A 20,069-nucleotide genomic window follows, 5' to 3' on the forward strand; every position below is an offset into this window, starting at 1 on the left:
GGTGTGATCGTCGAGCGCAACACCGCGGAGGTCCGACCGATGAGAGCTTGGCAGGTGCACGCCCCCGGTGAGCCCGAGGCTGTCTTGCGGTTGGTGGAGCGCGAGGTGCCCGACCCCGGGCCCGGACAGGTGCGGGTCCGCGTCGCGGCGGCCGGAATCGGGCTGCCCGACGTCCTGATGTGCCGCGGCACCTACCCGCTCACCCCTGCCGTCCCCTTCACCCCCGGCCAGGAGCTGGCTGGCACGGTCACCGCGGTCGGTCCCGGGGTCGACGTCCCGCTCGGCTCCCGGGTCATGGGCGTCAGCGATTTCATGAACGGCAACGGCTCGTTCGCCGAGGAAGCATTGGCGCAGGAGACGTCGGTCGTCCCGGCGCCCGCGACACTCGACGACTGCGCCGCCGCCGGCTTCTGGATCCCCAACGTCACCGCGTGGACCGGCTTGGTCGATCGCGGGCAGCTGAGAACCGGGCAATGTCTGGCGGTGCTCGGTGCAGCCGGTAGCAGCGGCATCGCGGCCGTCCAACTCGGTAATGCATTGGGAGCCACAGTGATTGCGGTGGTCGGCGACCAGACCCGTGCCGAATTCTGCCGGTCGTTCGGCGCGGGCCACGTCGTGGTGGCCAGAGGCGACGCCGCCGACGACGGCCGTCCCCTGGCTCGGGCCTTGCGGGAGATCACCGACTGGCAGGGCGTCGACATGATCTTCGACCCGGTCGGCGGGGCTCAGGGCAGCAATGCAATGGGTGCGCTGGCCCGCGGCGGCCGACACCTCGCCGTCGGTTTCGCCAGCGGCAGTTGGCCGACGGTCGACGTCCAGATGATGGCGGTCACCAACACCTCACTGGTGGGTGTTCTCGCCGCCCCGGAGTCGCGCGAACACACCGAGTTCGTGCTGCGCGGTCTCACCGACCTCCTCGACCGCGGCGCCATCCACGACACCGTCCGGACTCGGTGGCCTTTCGCCGACGCTCCCGCGGCGCTCACGCGGGTTGCCGGCCGCAGTCAACCGGGCAAGTGCGTCCTTGTCGTGTGACCAGAGGGTCAGGCCAGGGCACACCTTTCGACGTCGAGCAACTGCTCGCCGCGCCGTTCCTCGTCATAGGCCTCGCGGCCACCGCGCAGGCCGAACAATCGCTTGGACACCAACAGATAGATGACCGCGGCGACGTTGATGACGAACGCTCCGCCTCGGGTGAATGTGACCCCCTTGACCAGGAGGTCGTAGACCTCCAGCGGCAGGAAGATCGACGTCGCGACCACGGCGAAGTATTCACCCCAGCGCGACAGCAGCCACAAACCGACACCCTCGATCAGCTCCAGCAGCGCGTAGACCAGCAGCGCGACGAACACCAGCATCAACGTGCTGGGTTTGGTGGCCAGCGCCTTCTCCAACTCGTGCACGGCGGTCATCTGGTCGACTCTGATTCCCGACGCCCGCAGCAATGGCAGGTCGCGTTCGACGGCGGCTTGGATCGAGCCCCGCGCGCCACGGAACTGCCATACCGCCCACGCGGCAAGCGCGATCAGCAGCGCCCGTACCCACCGCTCCACCGCCAGCGCCCGCACGATGATCGCCTGCCGCAACGCGCTGCCACGAAGGATCAGCGGGGCGTGGTCGGCGGGGCCGCGGCCATGGGGAGGTCCGATGACGAACTCTCCGCACCGCAGGCAACGCCACACTTCGCCCAGCCCGGTCGTCCCACTCAACCGCTCGGCGAGGGCGGCGTCGTCAGGTGCATAGGTGACGTGTCCCCGCCGCGCACAGGTGAACAGTTCCCAGCGGTTGATGCCGCGGGGTGAGTTCGCAGCCTTGCGCTGCTGCTTCGATGTCGCCACCCATCCATCATGTCGCCTCTCGGTGTCAACCACCTGGGGCTGTCACGATCGGGGCCAACTTCGCGCGTAACCGCTCCCCAAAGGCGTCGACTTAGCTTAATATTCGCTGAGAAAGCAAACGGGTGCACGGCCGCCTCGGCGGTTTGGCACCCGCATCGGGGGGTTTGCCTGAAGTCCGCCGACTTCACTGGCAACAGACGACGCACAAAGGCGGTACTTCCGTGGCAAATGTCCAGCGTGGCGCACGAGCTGGTGCGGCCGCCGTCGCATTGGGCCTGTCTCTGGTATGGCCGACCGTCGCCATTGCCAACGCGGACAGCCCCGACGGCGGTTCGTCATCCGCATCGGCCGGCCCGGCAAAGTCCACTAGCGGGGTCGCAAAATCGGCTCGCACGGCCAAACCCAGCCAGAACAACACCGCATCGGCGTCGTCGAAGGCGCCGTCCGCCGCCGGCAGTGGCGGCCGCAAGCCCACGTCAGCGGCGCGCGTCCAGGCCGGCATCCCGGCCACGACGAGCGTCGAGAAGCCGACGGCGCAGTCCAGTCGCACGGTCTCCGATGCCACATCCGCCGCGAGCGCCGACTCCGGGAACACTCCGGCTCAGACGACCGACAACCAGCAACCGGCCACCAGCTCCCCCGCCCAGGCGGTGAGCGCCACACCAACCCCGGCGACCGCCAAGGCAACGACGATCACCGCCTTCCGGATGCCCTCGGCCAGTGCGTCGCCCACCGATGTGCTGACCAGTCTGGTGGGCTCGATTCAGGGGCTTTTCGAGGGCGCTGCACTCTTGGTGCGCCGCACGTTCTTCAACGAGGCACCGACGGTCGCACCCGTTCAGCTGACCGGTGAGACCACCGGGCCGATCACCGGGAACATCGATGCGACCGACCCCGAGGGCGACCACATGGTCTACAAGGTGACCCAGCAAGGCCATTACGGCACTGTCGTCGTCAATTCGGACGGCAGCTACACCTACACCCCGACCGCGGACTTCAAGGGCGTCGATTCGTTCGTCGTCTCAGCGACCGACACCGGACTGCATATCAACCTGCTCAACTGGTTCCGAACCCCCAGCACCTACGCGGCCGGTGCCGTTTACCAGGAGCCCGCAGGCACCCCGAAAATCACCTACACCTTCACCTACGGCAACGGGTCGCAATTCTGGTCGAGCGCCGCCCGGGCGGAGTTGGCGGCCACGGCCGTCTACCTGTCGAGCTACTTCGAGCCGCAGTACAACGTCAACATCACGTATGCGGTCACCGGCCAGTACTCGCTGGCGGGCTCGACCCTGGCATCGGCAGGCAGCGACCTGATCAGTAACAGCGGCTTCTCCTCGACGGTGGTGCAGAACAAAATCCTCACCGGCGTGGATTCCAACGGCACGGCCGCCGACGGCACGATCGACTGGAACTTCGGCTACGGCTGGGGCTACTTCGCGACGGTGCCCGCGGGAAGCTACGACTTCCAGTCCACGGCGATGCACGAGCTGATGCACACCTACGGATTCCTGTCGGTCGTCGACAAGGCGGGCAACAACACCGTCGAGAACTGGACGATTTTCGACAAGTACATGGTCGACAAGAACGGGAACTCCGTGTTCAACGGCACGACGTTCAACACCGCCTCCAACGCGAACCTGACCGGCGGCGTCAGCAACGGCATGTTCTTCGGCGGCGCCAACGCGATGGCAGCCAACGGCGGAAACCCGGTGCCGCTGTACAGCCCGAACCCGTGGGAGTCCGGCAGTTCGATGTCCCACCTCAACGACGATTACTACACCGGCGCCAACCAGAAACTGATGAACGCGTCATCGGACACCGGGCTGGGCGTCCGGACACTGAGCACCATCGAGATCGGCATCATGAAGGACCTCGGCTACACGATGGTGTCGTCGTCCCCGACCGTCGCGGTGCTGTTCATCGGCCTGATGCTCGTCCGCCGCCGGCGGCAGTAGCAATCTGAAAGGTCAGTTGCTTCCTGGGCAGGAGATCGTGAGGAACACGGTCGTGTTGACAGGCGGGTGATCCCCTCGCAGGCCGTCGACACCGGTGATCTTGCACTCTGACAACGGCCGGTCGCTGCCGCTCCCGGCGGCGAAGTTGTACTGGACGTTGTAGCCCTGGCTCTGCAGCGCCAGCATGCCATCGGCGGCATTCTGGTTCTGGTTGAAGGCACGTGGCGGCATCTGGATGACCCCCTTCTCCGTGGGAGACGGGGCCGGCTTGCTCGTCGAGGCACTGCTCGAGTTGGTGGACGACGGGCTCTCCTTGGACGACTGGCCGCAGCCCGCTGAAAGACCGGCTACCGCAATGACTGCCAGAAAGCCGCCGACCAGCGTGAGCTGGCGAGACATCGTGATTGACCGATTAATGCCGTGCTTGACCATGCCGCAAAACCTATCGGCCTGCGCAGAGCCGTCAAACCCGATCAGCCCATTCCCCCCTCCGCGTAAGCAGATGTTCGCCCGCACGCAACCTTCCCGACATCACCATCCCATCGCACTCCCGCTGATATTCTCCGACGAATCGGGGGTGCGGCGACGATGCCCATGAGGTCAATCCGGACACGAAGCGCCAGTCGGGCGACGTGGATCTCGCTCGTCGCTGTCGCCGCGACCCTTGTCGCCCTTGCGTATTCGGTCATCCCGTCCGGCCGGACCCCTGCCCTGCCCGGCGCTATCAGCGGTCCGTATGCAACGCTGCTGTCGGCATCCACCGACCTGGGTCCATCCGGCGCAGGTGCGGTCCAGCTGGTGGCCGGGCTTCGGGACGATTCCCGACCCGCGACACTGATCGACTGGGCACGGCAGCACGCACTGTCGGTGCGCTGGCGCCCCGGTGACCGCTGGGCCACGGTGACCGGCGCGGCCCCCGCGATCGGCCTCGCGTTCGCCGTAGCGGTTCACGACTTTCGCAGACCAACCGGCCAGGTCTTCTACGCCTCGCCGCAGCAGCCAGCCGTCCCCGCACCGGTTGTGGGCGATGTGACCGAGCTCGGCCGCATCCTCGGATACGTCCCGCACAACGAATCGGTGCCGGTCATCGTGCCGCTGGACGTGCCCGATAAGGGGCTCGGGCCTGCCGCGTTGCTCCGCACCTACAACGCTGCGCCGCTGCGCGAAAGCGGCTACACCGGACATGGTTCGACAGTTCTGGTGTTCGCCTTCGACGGGTTCGACCAAGAAGACCTCGACATGTTCGCGTCCGCTTTCGACTTGCCCAAGTTCACCCCAGAACTTATGGGCGACATGCCATCTCAGCGCAGCGGCGAAGCGACCATGGACCTGGAAGCCATCCATGCCGTGGCGCCCGACGCCAAGACCGTATTGGTCAACGCCCGCGGCACGGTGTCCGGCGACGCCACCTATCAGAAGATCGGTGCCTTGATGGAAGAGGCGGATCGTCGTTATCCCGGTGCCGTATGGAGCTTTTCGATCGGCTGGGGATGCGACAAGGTCGCGACCGCGGCAGACCTGATCCCGGCCCGTTCCGCACTGCGGGCCGCACTGCGGCATGGCAGCACCGCGTTCAACGCCAGCGGCGACCTCGCCGGGCTGGAGTGCAAGGGTGGCCACAACTGGTCCTCGCCACCGTCACCCGAGGATGTCGGCCTGGATTCGGTGGCCTCTCTGCCCGAGATGACCGATGTCGGCGGGACCACGTTGTCCACCGACGCCGGCGGGCGTTGGCTGGCCGAACAGTCGTGGTTCGCACCCGCTATCTCCCATGGCACGGGCGGTGGGGTGTCCAACCTGTTCGAGCGGCCACCGTGGCAGACGGGGCTACGCGTAGCGGCTCCGCCCGGGCGGCGACTCACCCCGGACATCGCGGCAGTCGCTGACCCTTACACCGGTGTCCGCATCGTCTTTCGGCGCCAGCACGTCATGGGTGGCGGCACCTCACTCGCCGCGCCGATCTGGGCCGGGATGACAGCGCTTATGAACGACTATCTTCGGCGCAACGGAGGCGGCCCCATCGGGGAGTTGAATCCCCTTTTGTACGAGATCGCCCAGGGCGCAAGGCTTCCCGCTTTCCATGACGTCACCCTGGGCGGCAATGCCGTCGATGACGCGGGCCCGGGCTATGACCTCGTGACAGGACTGGGAACTCCTGATCTCGATCATTTGGCGCGCGACATTCTGGCGCTGCAGAAATGCGGTGCCGGATGCGGCTGAGCATGGCGTGCCCGGTGTGCGGCACCGCGGTGCCCGCCGGGGTGTTCTGCGGAACTTGTGGTGCGCAGCTGAATCCGCAGCCCGGGGATGGCCCGCGGTGGTTGCGCCCACGCGCATTCTGCGCCGCGCCCGACGAGCACGTGTTGCGGCCGGCGATCGCCAGTTCGCTGTTCCCGCACCTGAGTCAATTCTCCCGCACACCATTCAATCTGGGTCTGGTCCTCATCATCGTGGCGATGGCGGTCGCCATCCAGTTGGCTCTGCCTGGCGCCTTGGTGACCGTCTCGGCACTCGGCCTGCCCTTGCTGTTCGCGATCTACCGGCATCAGTCCGGGATCTACCGCGACATTTCGCGCAGTGCGCTGGTGATCACCGTCGTGTTGGGGATCGCGATGGGCGTCGGCTGGGTTTTCGTGACGGGTGATCTGGTGATTCGGGAAACGGGGGCGCCATTCGATGCCGGTATCGCGGGGCACCGAGTGCTGCGCGACGGGCTCGGGGTCGCGGAGGGCGGCGCCCTACTGATGATGGTTCCCGCGGTTGCGGTTCGGCTGCTGCGGCCCGGGGCGCGGGAATCGTTGAGCGGCTTTGTGATAGGCGTCCTCTCGGCCCTGAGCTTCACCGCGGCCGCGACGTTCACCCGGCTTGCACCGCAATTCGCGGCCGCCACCGTCGCCAAGAACCGGCCGGTGGAGTGGCTGCTGGTGGAGGCCGGTATCCGTGGGCTGGCCATACCGCTCACCGCGGCCTGCGCCGGCGGATTGATCGGTGCCGCACTGTGGTTCAAGCGCCCGGGCGGTGCGGTCCGGTTGCGCCGATCGCTGGTGGTTGCCGCCTTGACGATCTTCGGGGTGATCGTGTTGGGGGTCTACGCGATCGTCGGCATCACCGACGTGGCCGGCCTTGCGCAGGAGAAGATGCTCGCCCTGCACATCGCGATGGCGTTGGTCGCGCTGCTCGCACTGCGCCTCGGTCTGCAACTCACCCTGCTGCACGAGCAGCCCGATCCCGCGCGCGGCAAGCCGCTGCTGTGTCTGCACTGCCGAAACGTGGTGCCCGAGATGGCGTTCTGTCCGTCCTGCGGTGCGGCAAACCACGCGTCATCGGCCAAGTCCCTAGCCGACCGGCGCGCGGTCATCCCGACGGCAGGAGCGCAGACCGACGCGGCGGCCGAGCTCTGGCCGGGCTACTCGGTGGATGCGCGGACATACACGTCCCCGCCGTTGTCCCGCACGTCGAGTACCCGTGTACTCAGCTCGTGGCTCGTGGTGATCGTGGTGATCACGACACCGCTGATCGCACTGTCTGCAAGCATCGCGGAGCCGGCTGTCGTCTACAACTGCCCGCCGGATTGCGGTCGGCCGCCCACCGGAACGCCAGTCGCGGCGCTGCCCCGGTTCACCGCTGCCGACGGCCGGTTCTCGGTGTCCTACCCCGCACCCGGCTCGGCCTACGATCTCTCCTTCGCCGACGACGGCGTGGCGGCACAGTTCACCGGCGGGGACGGCGGCACGATGAAGCTGTGGGGCATCCCGGCCGGCGGAAAGTCGGCCAGAGAGGTCGCCGAGGCGTTTCTGGCGGCGCGCTATCCGGACGCCCGAACGGCCTACGAGATCCCGAACGCGATGGTCGGCTACCAGGTCGGCTACGGCGAGGTCGCCGACATCTGGCCGCAGGACGGCGACGCCAGTTACCGGCATCTGCGGCTGGTGATCCTCGTCGCGGTCAAGCACGACCTGGCGCTGATCGCCGGCGCCATCGGTCCCTACCGCGAGTTCAGCCCGACGTTCGGCCCCGGCCGGCCGGCGAGCGCCAACCTGGAACTCGCGATGGACTTGGACAAATACGTCAACAGCTTCTCCTGGCAGGGCGATCCGGCTCGCTGACCGATGAGCCGTCCGCCGGTCAGCGGCCGAACGTTCCGGTGAGCAGCAGCACCGCACCGATGACCACCAGCGCGACCGCACTGATCTCGGCTTGGCGGCGCTGTATCCACGCCCGCAACCGCTCCAGCGGTCGGTCGAATCGCTTGGCCGCCACCGCGTGGGCCAGCACCGGCAGCAGCGTTCCCGAACCCGCGACGGCCACGAAGCACCCCACCGCGGCAACTTGGGCGGCCGGCCCGAGCGTGGCCGCGTCGATCGCCAAACCCGCTGCGGCACAGGCGACGATGATCTTCGGGTTGAGAACTCCGAACGCCACTCCGATCGTCGTGGTGCGGACCGGGGACCACCTGCCGATGGCGTCGAGCCAATTCGACGATCGCACCGCTTTCTTTCGCCGCAACCACAACCACACGCCGGTCACGATCAGTACGGCACCGCCGACCAGCCGCAGTCTCAACTGCCACACCGACGACGTCTCGGCCGAGCCGCCCAGGAGCCTGGGAACGTTGAGGAACAGCACCGTCAACACCGTCAGACCGGTCACCCAGCCGGCCGCGAACGCCAGTCCCGCGGCGCGGGGGCGCGTTGAATACAGCACCAGCAGCAGGGCGGGCAGTATCGAGATCGGGGAAAGGGCGACCACCAATGCCAGCGGTATCAGCCCGGCGGACACCGCAGCCCAGTCACCCGACACCCATCACCTCCGGTCAGCAGCGCCAAGTTACGCAGTCCGGGCCGCCGGCGACAGCCTTGCGCGCAGCGTAATTCGAGGGCGGTCAGTCCTCGTCGGCGGTGTCCGATCGCGGCCTCGGGTCGCCGAACAGCGGGCGCCGCAGAGGCTGATGCCCGTGAACGCCCTCGGCGTACGCGGTTTCGGCGTGCTGGGTGAAGTCCACCCCCGCCGTCTCGTCCTCGGGACTGAGCCGGAAGCCGATCGTGCGATCGATGAGCTTGGCGAGCGCGAACGACATGATGAACGCGTACGCCGCCACCACGACCATCGCGACCGCCTGCTTGCCCAATTGAGCCAGTCCGCCGCCATAGAAGAGGCCCTGCGGCCCGCCGGTCATCACCGCGGTGGCCAGGAAGCCGATCAGCAGCACCCCGACCACGCCGCCGACGAAGTGCACACCGACCACGTCGAGCGAGTCGTCGTAGCCGAACCTGAATTTCAGGCCGATCGCGAACGAACACACCACGCCCGCCGCCACCCCGACGATCGCGGCGCCGAGGGTGTTCACGGTGCCGCACGACGGTGTGATCGCGACCAGCCCCGCGACGACGCCGGAGGCCGCACCGAACGTCGTGGGGCGGCCGTCGCGGATCTGCTCGACCGACAACCAACCGAGCATGCCCAGGCAACCGGCCACCAATGTGTTGAGGAAGATGGCCGCCGCCGTGCCGTTGGCGGCGAGGGCGGATCCGGCGTTGAAGCCGAACCAGCCGAACCACAGCAGTCCGACGCCCAGCAGAACGAAGGGCAGGTTGTGCGGACGCATCGCGTCGACCTTGAACCCGATGCGCGGACCCAATACCAGGGCCAGGGCCAGGGCGGAGGACCCGGAGACGATCTCGACGACGAGGCCGCCGGCGTAGTCGAGCACCCCGAGCTTGAAGAGCCAGCCGCCGGGCGCCCAGACCCAGTGCGCGACAACGGCATACACCACGATCGACCAGACCGGCACGAAGATCATCCAGGCGGCGAACTTTGCCCGGTCGGCGATCGCGCCGCTGATCAGCGCGGCGGTGATGATCGCGAAGCTGAGCTGGAAGGTGGAGTAGAGCAGTTCGGGAACCTGGCCGTGCACGGTGCCGGGGCCGATTCCGGCCATCCCGATGTGCGACAGGTCGCCGATCACGCCGCCGAGGCTGGTTCCGGAGAACGCCAGCGTGTAGCCGAATAGCAGCCAGGCCACGGTGACCAGCGGGATGGCGATGAAGCTCATCATGATCATGTTGAGCACACCGGTCGTGCGGACCATGCCGCCGTAGAAGATGGCCAGTCCCGGTGTCATCAACAGGACGAGCGCTGTGCTGGCCAGCAGCCACGCGGTGGCGGCAGGATCGATCGCTTGCAAAGTCCGGCTCCTTCGACGGTCTCGACGAGAATGTCGGCGCGAAGTTTCGGCGGTGCGGCGATTGTGTTTCGGACGTGTTTCGCCGACCTCACAAGCGGTTGAGCCGCTACTACCACCCCATCGAGCCGGGGATTCCCTTGAACGGACCGACCACCCGGCTGGTGATCCAGCCGCCGTAGAACCCGCCCGGTTGGGGCACGACGGTCTCGCCGTCGACGGTGCACCGGTCCACCATGCTGGCCATCACGGCGATGGCCCCGGCGATCTCGGCGAAGGGAGGCGTCGGCCGGGGATAGGTCCACGCGGCCCTCGACGCCACCGCATCGCCGGCCACCAGGTCGTAGTAGCGCGCCTGGCCTTTCCACTCACACATCGACGCTCCCGGCGCATCGCGCAGGACGCCGTCCTCGAAGGCTTCGCGAGGCAGGTAGTAGGTCGGCGGATGGCTGGTCTCGAGCACTCGCCAGCTGCGCGTGGTGGAGGCGATCACGCGGCCGCCGAGTTCCACGGTGATCGTGCCCGCGAACGGCTCCAGCCGCGGCGGACGCGGGTAATCCCACACTGATTCCTGGCCAGGTCCTGCCTGCTCCGGTGTCGGCCACACGTTCATGCTTCGACGATACGAAGATGGACGGCGTGATGGGTGACTGGTGGCTGATTCCGGTCTCGCTCGCCACCGCCCTGGTCGTGGCGTGGCTGGTCCTGGCGATCACACTGTGGGTCACCAAGCCCGACCAGGTCGGCGTCTCCGACCTGCTCCGCCTGCTGCCCGACACGGTGCGGTTGCTCAAACGGCTGGTCGCCGACCGGCAGTTGCCGCGCCGCATCCGCGTCGTTCTCGCCGGCGTGCTGATATTTCTGGCCTCGCCCATCGACCTGATTCCCGACTTCATCCCGGTGCTCGGCTACGCCGACGACGTGATCATCACGGCCCTCGCGCTGCGCTGGGTCACCCGAACCGCGGGGCAGGAGGCGCTGGCGAGGCACTGGCCGGGGACGCCCGACGGACTGGCCGCGCTGCGCCGGTTGTGCAGGTTGCCCGAGCCGGTTTGACCAACCCTCGGTGACGATCACCGCCTCCTTCGGTACGCTCTGCTGAGCGACTGCTTAGCGCTGTCGCGTCCGGCTCGTCGACGACGCATTGGAGCGAACGCCATGGCCGCACCAGCCACCCGCTACGCGGGAACCCGTGTCCCGCGGGTCGAGGACACTCGCCTGCTCACCGGACACGGCACCTATGTCGACGACGTCGTCCGGCCCGGCATGCTGCACGCCTGCTTCGTGCGCAGCCCGTTCGCGCGCGCCCGGATCAACAGCATCGACACCTCGGCAGCCGTTTCCATGCCCGGTGTGCATGCGGTCCTCACCGCGGCCGATCTCAACGGCGACGTCCACGAGGCGTGGCACGCGGTGGCCGGCAAGGACGTCGCGGACACGCCGCGCCCGCCGCTAGCCGAGGGCGAGGTGAAGTTCGTCGGAGACCCCATTGCGATCGTGATCGCCGAGAACCGCTACCTCGCCGAGGACGCCCTCGAACTGATCGACGTCGACTACGACCCGCTGCCCGCGATCGCCGATTTCACCAGGGCCGTGGGTCACGAGGCGGTGGTCCACGAGGCCTACCCCGACAACGTCGCCGGCGGCCTGGCCGGGGCGCCGCCCGACGAAGAGGCGTTCGCCGCGGCCGCCTATGTCGCCGACGAACGGATCTATCAGCAGACCCACGTGCCGGTGCCGATCGAAACCCGCGGGCTGGTCGTCGAATGGGTCGCCGCGACACAGGAGCTCACCTTGTGGGCCTCCACCCAGACGCCGCACGAATTGCGTGCCTTCGCCGCCCGGCTGCTCGGCATCCCGGCCCAGGGCGTGCGGGTGATCGCCCGGGACACCGGCGGTGGTTTCGGCCAGAAGGTCGTCCCGATGCGGGAGGACATGTGCATCCTGTTGGCCGCACGCAAGGTCTCCGCACCGCTGAAGTGGATCGAAGACCGCCGCGAGAACCTGATGTCGGCCGGGCAGGCCCGTCACGTCGACGGCCGCGCGCGAATGGCATTCGACGCCGACGGCGCTATCACCGCCGTCGATATCGACTTCATCCAGGACATCGGCGCCTACCCCACCCCGTACCCGGTGCTGACGACCGCCGCGATCGGAATGTTCTTTCCCGGCCCCTACCGGGTGCCCAAGTCGAGCTTCAACTACAAGACGGTGTTCACCAACACCAGCGGTCTGGCCGCCTACCGCGGACCCTGGCAGTACGAAACCCTCACGCGGGAAATACTTCTCGACATCGCAGCCCGCAAGATGGGCATCGATCCGGTCGAGCTGCGACGCAAGAATCTGCTGCGCCGCGACGAGATGCCGTTCTTCAACCCCAACGGCATGCCGTACGACCACGTCGCGCCGATGGAGACCTTCGAGCAGGCCGTCAAGATCCTCGACCACGAGGGCTTCCGCAAGGAGCAGGCCGAGGCGCTGGCGCAGGGGCGCTACCTCGGGCTCGGATTCTCCGCGTACATCGAGCCGACCGGTGCAGCGACAGGACACCTGGCCACCGAGGGATGCACCATCCGGATGGAGCCGACCGGCAAGATCAACGTGTACGTGAACGGCGGGTCCAGCGGCAACAGCATCGAGACCACCGTCGTGCAACTGACCGCCGACGCGCTCGGCGCCGATATCGCCGACGTGTCGACGATTCAGGGCGACACCGCGGTGACGCCGTACGGCGCAGGCACCCAGGGCAGCCGCAGCGGACCGATGACCGCAGGTGCGGTCAACGAAGCGGGCACGATTCTGCGAGCCCAGTTGGTGGCGATGGCGGCCCACGTGCTGGGCGTGCCGGAGGACGATATCGAGCTGGCCAACTCGAAGGCCACCTCCCGCGAAGATTCCTCCAAGAGTGTGCGTTTCGCCGATCTGGCCTACCGGTCCTATTACGAGCCCCAACAGCTCGCGCCCGGGATGGCGGCCACGCTGGAGGCCACCGCGCGATTCACCTCGCAGACGATGATCCACTGGGCCAACGCCACTCACGCCTGCACCTGCGAGGTGGACGTCACCACCGGCCGGGTCACGCTGACCCGCTACATCGTCAGCGAGGACGTCGGCCCGATGATCAACCCCAATATCGTCGAGGGGCAGATCGCCGGCGGCACCGTGCAGGGCATCGGCGGGGCACTGTTGGAGAACCTGGTGTACGACGACGAGGGAAATCCGTTGTCCACCACGTTTGTCGACTACCTGCTGCCCACCGCGACCGAGGTGCCGCCGATCGAATACGGGCACGTCGAGGTGCCCAGCCCCGGCGTCGGCGGCTACAAAGGATGCGGCGAGGGCGGCGCCATCGGCTCCACCCCCGCGGTGATCAACGCGATCAATGACGCCCTGGCCCCACTCGGGGTCACCGTCACGACGTTGCCTGCCACGCCGTCAAAGATCGTCGCGCTGATCGAGGCGGCCGCGGCCGATTAGGTTGCGGCCGCGCCGCTTTCCGCAGCTTGGTGCACCGCGTTGACGATGCCCTGGTAGCCGGTGCAGCGACAGAAGTTGCCCGACAGGCCCTCGCGGATCTCCTCGTCGGTGGGATGCGGGTTGTCGCGCAGCAGCGCGGTGATCGACATGACGAATCCCGGTGTGCAGAAACCGCATTGCAGTCCATGACAGTCACGCAGGGCGGCCTGTACCGGTGACAGTTCACCGTCGGCGGAGGCCACTCCTTCGACGGTGGAGACCTCGGCATCCTCGGCCTGCACAGCGAACACCAGGCATGACCGCACCGCGGCCCCGTCGAGCAACACCGTGCATGCGCCGCACGACCCGTGCTCGCATCCCAGGTGTGTTCCGGTCAGGCCGCACCGCTCGCGCAGGAAGTCGGCCAGGGTCAGCCGCGGCTCGACCGTCGCCTCATAGGGAGTTCCGTTGACGGACAACCGGACCGGACGTTCATGCATCGAAGGCCTCCTTGACCGCTGAGCGCCAGGCTTGGGCGGCCATGGCCGCCCCGACCTTTCGCCGGTAGCCGGCCGAACCCTGCAGGTCGGCCGGGATGTCGTCGAGTCCAGTCATAGCGAGCTCACCGATCTCCTCGGCGGTGATGTCGCCGACCGGGCGGCCGGCAATCGCCGCCTCGGCGGCGGACGCCCGCCTCGGCGTGGCGGACAGTCCCAGCAGTCCGATGGCGCTGCGCCGAACCGTGTCGTCGTGGTCGAGTTCGATGGCGGCCACGGCACCGGCGATCGCGAAATCGCCGTGTCGGCGGGCGAATTCCTCAACCGCGAAGCCGCACCGGCCGGACCAGACCGGGAAGCGCAGACCCACCAGCACCTCGTCGGGCGCCATCGCGGTCTCCCACACCCCGGCGAAGAATTCGCCGGCCGGGATCTCGCGCCGCCCGGATGCCGACACCGCCTCGATCGTGGCGTCGAGAGCCAAGGCGACGGCGCCGTATTCGGCGGCCGGGTCGGCATGGGCGATCGACCCGCCGATGGTGCCCCGGCTGCGAATCTGGAAGTGCCCGATCAGCGGCGTGGCCCTGGTCAGCAACGGCACGTTCGTGCGCACCTGTTCGTCGGCGCCAACCACCGCGTGGGTGGTGCCACCGCCGATCCACACGGAGTCGCCGTCGGCCTTGATGCCCTTCATCTCGTCGAGGCGCGAGATGTCGATCAGGTTGTCGAAGAACGCCAGGCGCATCGACAGCATCGGAACCAGGCTCTGACCGCCACCGAGCAGCTTGGCGTCGTCACCGAATTCGCTGAGCATCTGGGTCGCGCCGGCGACGCTGTCGGGCCGGTGATAGTCGAAGGGCGCCGGCTTCATCGGCGGCCGCCACGGCTGAAAATGCTGAGCATGTGCTCAGCATAGCGGGCGGCGCAAGGCCCGGACGGAACCGTTCGGGTCCGCTGCGCCAGCGGCCTAGCTGGGGCCTCGCCAGCAATTGCCCGCATACTGTCGATCATGGATCCGTCGCCGCCCTCACGAGCGGCCGCCGCGGGCAACCGCCGCGGCCGTCACCGAGAGCGGTCCGACACCGGCCGGCGGGTGCTGCGCATCATCTCCCAAACCGTGATCGGCCTGGTCTCGCTGGTCGTGGTGACGCTCACCGGGCTGGCGTACTCCCAAGCACACGGACTACTCAGCGGGATCACGGTGTCTCAGGCGCTCGGCTCCGACGAGCCCCGGTCCAGCGGTGGCGCGATGAACATCCTGCTGATCGGACTCGACTCCCGGAAAGATCAAGACGGTAACGAGCTGCCCGACGAGGTGCTCGACAAGCTGCATGCCGGCGACTCCGACTCGGGCGGCTACAACACCAACACCCTGATCCTGGTGCATATCAGCGCCGATGACCACGTCGTCGCATTCTCGATACCGCGCGACGACTACGTCGCCGTCAGCGGGATCAAGGGCTACAGCCACATCAAGATCAAGGAGGCCTACGGGCTGACGAAATTCCAGACCGAGCAGAAGCTGGTCGACGAGGGCGTCGGCGACCGCAAAGAACTCGAGCGCGCGGGACGAGAGGCCGGCCGCAAGGCGACCATCCGTGCCGTCCGCAACCTGACCGGGCAGCCCATCGACTACTTCGCCGAGGTCAACCTCGCAAGCTTCTACCACCTGGCGGACAGCCTGGGCGGCGTGGATGTCTGCCTCAAACACGCCGTCCACGACGACTACTCCGGCGCCGATTTCCCGGCAGGCCCGCAACGACTCAATGCCGAGCAGGCACTGGCGTTCGTGCGGCAGCGGCACGGACTGGAGAACGGCGACCTCGACCGCACCCATCGCCAGCAGGCCTTTCTCCTGTCGGTCTCGCGCGAGCTGCAGCAGTCGGGCTCGTTCACCGATCTGGACAAGTTCAAGCGCCTGATGGACGTCGCCCGCCAGGACATCGTGTTGTCGCAGGGCTGGGGTGAGGACCAGTTCCGCAGAATGGCGGCACTGGCCGGCGGCGACGTCGAGTTCCGAACTCTGCCGGTGGTGCGCTACGACACCATCAACGGCCAGGACGTCAACATCGTAGACCCGGCCAAGATCCGTGCCGAGATCGCCAGAGCGATCGGCGGCGATTCGGCGGCGGTGACCACTACGGCTGCGCCTCAACCACTTCCGCCGCCGAATCCGCACACCGTCGTCAGTATCGTCAACGCGAGCGACACCTCCGGGCTGGCCTCGCAGGCGGCAAGCCTGCTCGGCAAGCACGAGTTCACGATCAGTGAGGTCCGCGACCGCGAGTCAGGCGAGCCGATCGACACGGTGATCACCTACGGCGCCGGGGCGCAGACCGATGCCCAGTCGGTGGCCACGCTGCTGGGTGTGGACAACGCCCCGCAGGCCACCGGAGCAGTGGCCGCCGACCACATTCGGGTGGTTCTCGGCCAGGGCTACGACATTCCGCCGGAGCAGCCGCCGACCGAGGACACCGTCGCGACCTCCACGGCCCGCAGCTGGTCGGAGATGACGATCACGCCCACTCCGGACCAGGGCGCTCCGATCGACGGCGGCAAGGTGCCCTGCGTGAATTGAGGCTGGTGCCGAGTCGACTAACTTGGGTGCCATGCGCATCGGAGTCATCGGGCTGGGAAACATGGGCGCGGGCATGGCCGCGAATCTGATCAAGGCCGGTCACGACGTGACCGTCTACAACCGATCTCGGGCGAAGGTGGACGAGTTGGCGGCGGTCGGGGCCCGGCCCGCCGACAGCGTGTCCGACGCGTGCCGCGGCGAGGTCGTGCTGACGATGCTCGCCAATGACGACGCGGTGACGGCGGTGACGTTCGGCGACGGTGGCATCATCGGCTCGGCCGGCCAGGACACCGTCCACATCTCCTCCAGCACGATCAGCATCGGCCTGTCGAAACACCTCGCGGAAGCGCACGCCGCCGCCGGTCACAAGTTCGTGTCGGCGCCCGTGTTCGGCCGTCCGGAAGCCGCCGCGGCGGCGGCCCTGTTCGTCGTGACCGCGGGCGCATCCGACACCGTGGCCGCGATGACGCCTGTCTTCGACGCGATCGGCCAGCGGACCTTCGTGGTGTCGGAGGATCCGTCGGCCGCCAACCTGGTGAAGCTGAGCGGCAATTTCCTGATCGGCTCGGTGATCGAGTCGCTCGGCGAGGCAATGGCACTGGTGGACCGCGGCGGGGTCGACAAGCATCAGTATCTGGACATCCTGACGTCGACGCTGTTCTCGGCGCCGGTGTACAAGACCTACGGCGGGCTCATCGCCAGCGAACAGTTCGAGCCGGCCGGATTCGCCGCCCCGTTGGGGCACAAGGACATTGGTTTGGTCCTGGCCGCGGCAGAGGAGCTGCGGGTGCCGCTGCCGATCGCCAGCCTGCTGCGCGACCGGTTCCTGCGGCTGCTTGCCTCCGGTGGGGACCACCTGGATTGGTCTGCGGTCGGCAGCCTGGCGGCGCGCGACGCGGCAGCCTCAGACCACTCCGCGTAGCCCGTCGGCGCCGAAGGCCGGCTCGAGCATCGCCGAGTAGTCCGGCCCGCGGCGCAGGTTCTGCCCGCCGTCGACGCCGATGATCTGTCCGGTGATCCACTGGGCAGCATCGCTGAGCAGGAACAGTGTCGCGTTCGCAACGTCGTCGACCTCACCGGGGCGCGGGAGCGGCGTGCATTCGGCGTAGTCCCCGCTTATTTCGGGTGAGTCGAGAACCATCTGCACCAGTTCGGTCCGGATCAGGCCCGGCCGGATGCCGTTGACGCGCACCCAGGACGCCCCGAGTTCGTCGGCGGCCAGCTGGATCAGATGGTCCAGACCCGACTTGGTGACGCCGTACGGCCCGAACCACCGGTGGGTGTTACTGGAGGCGATCGAGGAGATGCCGACGAAGGATCCTCCGCCGCCACGCACCATCTGCCGTGCCGCATGCTTGAGCACGTACATCGAACCGTTGATGTTGAGGTCGACCGTGGCGCGCCAGGCTTCGGAGTCCATCTGGGTGATGGGGCCGATGGTCTGCGACCCGCCTGCGCAGTGCACCGCACCGTGCAGCCTGCCGTTCCACGCCGTGGCGGCATCCACCACCGCGGCGATCTGGTCCTCGTTGGTGACGTCGGCGGGCTCGTAGCGGACGCTGCCGCTCGGCGCGGCGGCGTTGATCTCCTCGGCTGTCGCGGCGAGCCGATCGGCACCGCGGCCAATGATCATGACGTTGGCGCCGGCTTTGGCCAGCCCTTCCGCCACCCCCTTGCCGATACCGCTGCCACCACCGGTGACCAGGTACGTCCGATCCTCGAACGAGAGCTGCACGCCGACTCCTCACGCAAAACTGAAACAGGTTCTACGTATAGAACCATGGCGTCACGTCGTCGCAAAGGGGCCGTCCCACCACCGCTTCCAGCGAACATCCGCGCGCAGTCGGTCCAGCGCTCCGCGAGACACGACAAGCCGGCCGAAATCCGCGCCGAATACCGGCCGGGGAATTGATTCGGTTCCGTTCCCCGGGCTTTCGATATTCCGGTGCCTACATTTTCACCGATCGTCACCGTATGCCGTGATCAGCGTTTGAGCCAAAGAGAAATACAACCGCCTCGAATATTGACCCCGGCCTAACAGCCCCAAAAGAGGTTTCGATAAAACGGCCGAACAACTGCGGCACAGCGGGGCCAGCCATACACTGCCTCCACGGTCACCCAGCAAACCGAACATAAGGCACCATCATGGCTAACTTCGAGAATGCAAAACGGCGCTTGGCCCTCGCGGGCGGCTTCGCGCTCGCGGTGACGGCAGGCCCGGCGCTGGCCGTCGTCGCCGTTCCGTCCGTCGCAACGATCGCCGTGTGTCCCCCCGGCCAGACCGTCAATCCGGCGACCGGCGGCTGCGAAATGCAGCCCGCCGCGGGGCCCCAGGGCGTCCTGCCGCAGGTCCAGGGAATCCCTTGCACAGGCGCAAACACTGGTCAATGCATAGGATTGCAGCAAGAGCAGCAGGCTCCCGTGGTCCAACCCCGCTCGACCGTCAGTCCGTAAAAACGGAGGGCCGACTTCGGAACTCCATCAACTTCTCAAGAAAGCGTGAAGTATGGCGATTTCCTCCTCAGTCGGCCGCCGCATCCTCCTCGCCGGCGGGTTCAGCCTCACCATCGCGGCTGCGCCCGCAGTCGCGTTCCTCGCTGCGCCGTCGGGCGCGCCGATGGGTCCGGTGATGGCATGCCCTGCCGGCGAGTCCGAGGATCTCTACACCGATCAGTGCATTCCGGAGTTGGTGCCCAACCAGCCGGGCGGCAATTACCCCACGACGTCCAACGACGGCGGTAACGTGACCTACTCGACGCCGGGCGATTCCAGCAGCCTCCCCGAGGTTCAGGGGATTCCGTGCACCGGCGCCAACACCGGTCAGTGCATCGGTCTGCAGGAGAACCAGGTTCCGGCTGTGTCTCCGCACTCGAGCATTTCATCTAGCCCCTAGTCAGGGAGCAGATCAGAAAGGGCAACGATGCCGATCCACTTCACCCTGGTGACAAAGCTGCTCACCGCGGGCGTGTTCACGCTTGCGGTGGCCACAGCTCCGCTGGCACATGCCGAGGGCGCGGGTGGGATTCCCGAGCCGCAGCCGGTGCCGGTGCCCCAGCCGGCGGATACCCAGCCGGGAGGGTCGGCGAGTTGCCAATCGGGTGAGTCGCTGGACCCGTCGACCGGTAACTGCACACCCGCCATGACCGCGGTGGCCACCACCAACGGCGATCAGGCGTTCGACGATCTACAGCCGCGGACCACCCAGGACGTGACGTCGACCTCCGACACCGGAGTCGGGGCCGACTTGGTTCCCAACATCGACGGCACTCCGTGCACCGGCTATTGGGAGTCGGCGGCGTGCTACGAGACCAGCCAGGACGAAGTCGCCGTCCAGCCCAGATCGACCATTTCCTCGAGCCCGTAGCGGCTCCAAGCCCCTTCGCTAAGGTTGAGCAATGCCTGCAAAAACAAATCCCACGGATATCGACGATGTCGAGCCGCTGGCCGACAGCACGGCGCGCCAGGCCCGTCGCGTCGTCGCGGCCTATGCGAATGACGCCGACGAGTGCCGCGTCTTCCTGTCGATGCTCGGCATTGGGCCCTCAAAGCTCGAGGCGTAAC

At 67.4% G+C, this 20,069-nt stretch carries 20 protein-coding genes; 12 read left to right on the forward strand and 8 right to left on the reverse strand.

Features of this window, described 5'->3' with window-relative positions:
- Nucleotides 1-39: 39 nt before the first annotated feature.
- On the forward strand, nucleotides 40-1,035 hold the full coding sequence (locus Y900_RS09810) for an NADPH:quinone oxidoreductase family protein (protein ID WP_036346330.1): 996 nt from the start codon (nucleotides 40-42) through the stop codon (nucleotides 1,033-1,035).
- A gap of 8 nt (nucleotides 1,036-1,043) precedes the next feature.
- On the opposite strand, the gene Y900_RS09815 is transcribed toward Y900_RS09810, so the two are convergent.
- On the reverse strand, nucleotides 1,044-1,838 hold the full coding sequence (locus Y900_RS09815; RefSeq protein ID WP_051659989.1) for a DUF2127 domain-containing protein: 795 nt from the start codon (nucleotides 1,836-1,838) through the stop codon (nucleotides 1,044-1,046).
- Nucleotides 1,839-2,059: 221 nt separating this feature from the next.
- Here Y900_RS09815 and Y900_RS30220 point away from each other — a divergent pair, with 221 nt between their 5' ends.
- Complete coding sequence (locus Y900_RS30220; RefSeq protein ID WP_131536130.1) at nucleotides 2,060-3,796, forward strand: cadherin-like domain-containing protein; 1,737 nt, start codon at nucleotides 2,060-2,062, stop codon at nucleotides 3,794-3,796.
- A 12-nt stretch (nucleotides 3,797-3,808) separates the two neighbouring features.
- Here the strand turns inward: Y900_RS30220 and Y900_RS09830 are convergent, their stop codons facing one another.
- On the reverse strand, nucleotides 3,809-4,228 hold the full coding sequence (locus Y900_RS09830) for a hypothetical protein (RefSeq protein ID WP_036341684.1): 420 nt from the start codon (nucleotides 4,226-4,228) through the stop codon (nucleotides 3,809-3,811).
- 162 nt (nucleotides 4,229-4,390) lie between these two features.
- Here Y900_RS09830 and Y900_RS09835 point away from each other — a divergent pair, with 162 nt between their 5' ends.
- Both Y900_RS09835 and Y900_RS09840 read left to right on the forward strand, forming a co-directional pair.
- Nucleotides 4,391-6,016 (forward strand): S53 family peptidase, encoded by a 1,626-nt coding sequence (locus Y900_RS09835; RefSeq protein ID WP_051659991.1) that lies wholly within the window; start codon nucleotides 4,391-4,393, stop codon nucleotides 6,014-6,016.
- Entirely contained in the window at nucleotides 6,007-7,902 is a 1,896-nt protein-coding gene (locus Y900_RS09840) for a zinc ribbon domain-containing protein (RefSeq protein ID WP_036346339.1), read from the forward strand. The genes Y900_RS09835 and Y900_RS09840 overlap by 10 nt, the downstream gene beginning before the upstream one ends.
- Before the next feature lie 19 nt (nucleotides 7,903-7,921).
- Here the strand turns inward: Y900_RS09840 and Y900_RS09845 are convergent, their stop codons facing one another.
- From Y900_RS09845 to Y900_RS09855, 3 genes are all read right to left on the reverse strand, one after another.
- On the reverse strand, nucleotides 7,922-8,596 hold the full coding sequence (locus Y900_RS09845) for a GAP family protein (RefSeq protein ID WP_036341685.1): 675 nt from the start codon (nucleotides 8,594-8,596) through the stop codon (nucleotides 7,922-7,924).
- 82 nt (nucleotides 8,597-8,678) lie between these two features.
- Nucleotides 8,679-9,980, reverse strand: coding sequence for an ammonium transporter (locus Y900_RS09850; RefSeq protein WP_036341686.1), 1,302 nt, complete (start codon nucleotides 9,978-9,980; stop codon nucleotides 8,679-8,681).
- Nucleotides 9,981-10,089: 109 nt separating this feature from the next.
- The gene (locus Y900_RS09855) at nucleotides 10,090-10,590 is read right to left on the reverse strand and encodes a DUF427 domain-containing protein (protein WP_036341687.1); all 501 of its coding nucleotides are present in this window, start codon (nucleotides 10,588-10,590) and stop codon (nucleotides 10,090-10,092) included.
- 17 nt (nucleotides 10,591-10,607) lie between these two features.
- Here Y900_RS09855 and Y900_RS09860 point away from each other — a divergent pair, with 17 nt between their 5' ends.
- The gene (locus Y900_RS09860; protein WP_036341688.1) at nucleotides 10,608-11,033 is read left to right on the forward strand and encodes a YkvA family protein; all 426 of its coding nucleotides are present in this window, start codon (nucleotides 10,608-10,610) and stop codon (nucleotides 11,031-11,033) included.
- Between the two features lie 102 nt (nucleotides 11,034-11,135).
- Nucleotides 11,136-13,454 (forward strand): xanthine dehydrogenase family protein molybdopterin-binding subunit, encoded by a 2,319-nt coding sequence (locus Y900_RS09865; RefSeq protein WP_036341689.1) that lies wholly within the window; start codon nucleotides 11,136-11,138, stop codon nucleotides 13,452-13,454.
- Here Y900_RS09865 and Y900_RS09870 read toward each other — a convergent pair.
- A complete protein-coding gene (locus tag Y900_RS09870) occupies nucleotides 13,451-13,933 on the reverse strand; it encodes a (2Fe-2S)-binding protein (protein ID WP_036341690.1) in 483 nt (160 codons plus the stop codon). The genes Y900_RS09865 and Y900_RS09870 overlap by 4 nt on opposite strands.
- Nucleotides 13,926-14,801, reverse strand: coding sequence for an FAD binding domain-containing protein (locus tag Y900_RS09875; protein ID WP_036341691.1), 876 nt, complete (start codon nucleotides 14,799-14,801; stop codon nucleotides 13,926-13,928). Before Y900_RS09875 ends, Y900_RS09870 begins: the two co-directional genes overlap by 8 nt.
- A 138-nt stretch (nucleotides 14,802-14,939) precedes the next feature.
- On the opposite strand from Y900_RS09875, the gene Y900_RS09880 reads away from it, so the two are divergent.
- Both Y900_RS09880 and Y900_RS09885 read left to right on the forward strand, forming a co-directional pair.
- On the forward strand, nucleotides 14,940-16,508 hold the full coding sequence (locus tag Y900_RS09880) for an LCP family protein (RefSeq protein WP_036341692.1): 1,569 nt from the start codon (nucleotides 14,940-14,942) through the stop codon (nucleotides 16,506-16,508).
- Nucleotides 16,509-16,539: 31 nt separating this feature from the next.
- Nucleotides 16,540-17,430 carry an NAD(P)-dependent oxidoreductase gene (locus Y900_RS09885; protein ID WP_036341693.1) on the forward strand — a complete coding sequence of 297 codons (891 nt, stop codon included), beginning with the start codon at nucleotides 16,540-16,542 and terminating at the stop codon, nucleotides 17,428-17,430.
- Here Y900_RS09885 and Y900_RS09890 read toward each other — a convergent pair.
- On the reverse strand, nucleotides 17,413-18,243 hold the full coding sequence (locus tag Y900_RS09890; RefSeq protein ID WP_036341694.1) for an SDR family oxidoreductase: 831 nt from the start codon (nucleotides 18,241-18,243) through the stop codon (nucleotides 17,413-17,415). The genes Y900_RS09885 and Y900_RS09890 overlap by 18 nt on opposite strands.
- Nucleotides 18,244-18,653: 410 nt before the next feature.
- Here Y900_RS09890 and Y900_RS09895 point away from each other — a divergent pair, with 410 nt between their 5' ends.
- Genes Y900_RS09895 through Y900_RS31640 form a run of 4 tightly spaced genes read left to right on the forward strand, consistent with a single transcriptional unit; the run spans nucleotide 18,654 to nucleotide 20,068 of the window.
- Nucleotides 18,654-18,962: a hypothetical protein gene (locus Y900_RS09895; RefSeq protein WP_036341695.1), complete on the forward strand. Its 309-nt coding sequence runs from the start codon at nucleotides 18,654-18,656 to the stop codon at nucleotides 18,960-18,962.
- A gap of 52 nt (nucleotides 18,963-19,014) precedes the next feature.
- On the forward strand, nucleotides 19,015-19,401 hold the full coding sequence (locus tag Y900_RS09900) for a hypothetical protein (RefSeq protein ID WP_036341696.1): 387 nt from the start codon (nucleotides 19,015-19,017) through the stop codon (nucleotides 19,399-19,401).
- Between the two features lie 27 nt (nucleotides 19,402-19,428).
- Entirely contained in the window at nucleotides 19,429-19,872 is a 444-nt protein-coding gene (locus Y900_RS32125; protein ID WP_131536132.1) for a hypothetical protein, read from the forward strand.
- Between the two features lie 31 nt (nucleotides 19,873-19,903).
- On the forward strand, nucleotides 19,904-20,068 hold the full coding sequence (locus Y900_RS31640) for a hypothetical protein (protein WP_109751046.1): 165 nt from the start codon (nucleotides 19,904-19,906) through the stop codon (nucleotides 20,066-20,068).
- Nucleotide 20,069 lies beyond the last annotated feature (1 nt).

It is taken from the genome of Mycolicibacterium aromaticivorans JS19b1 = JCM 16368, assembly GCF_000559085.1.
Taxonomy (GTDB): Bacteria; Actinomycetota; Actinomycetes; order Mycobacteriales; family Mycobacteriaceae; genus Mycobacterium; species Mycobacterium aromaticivorans.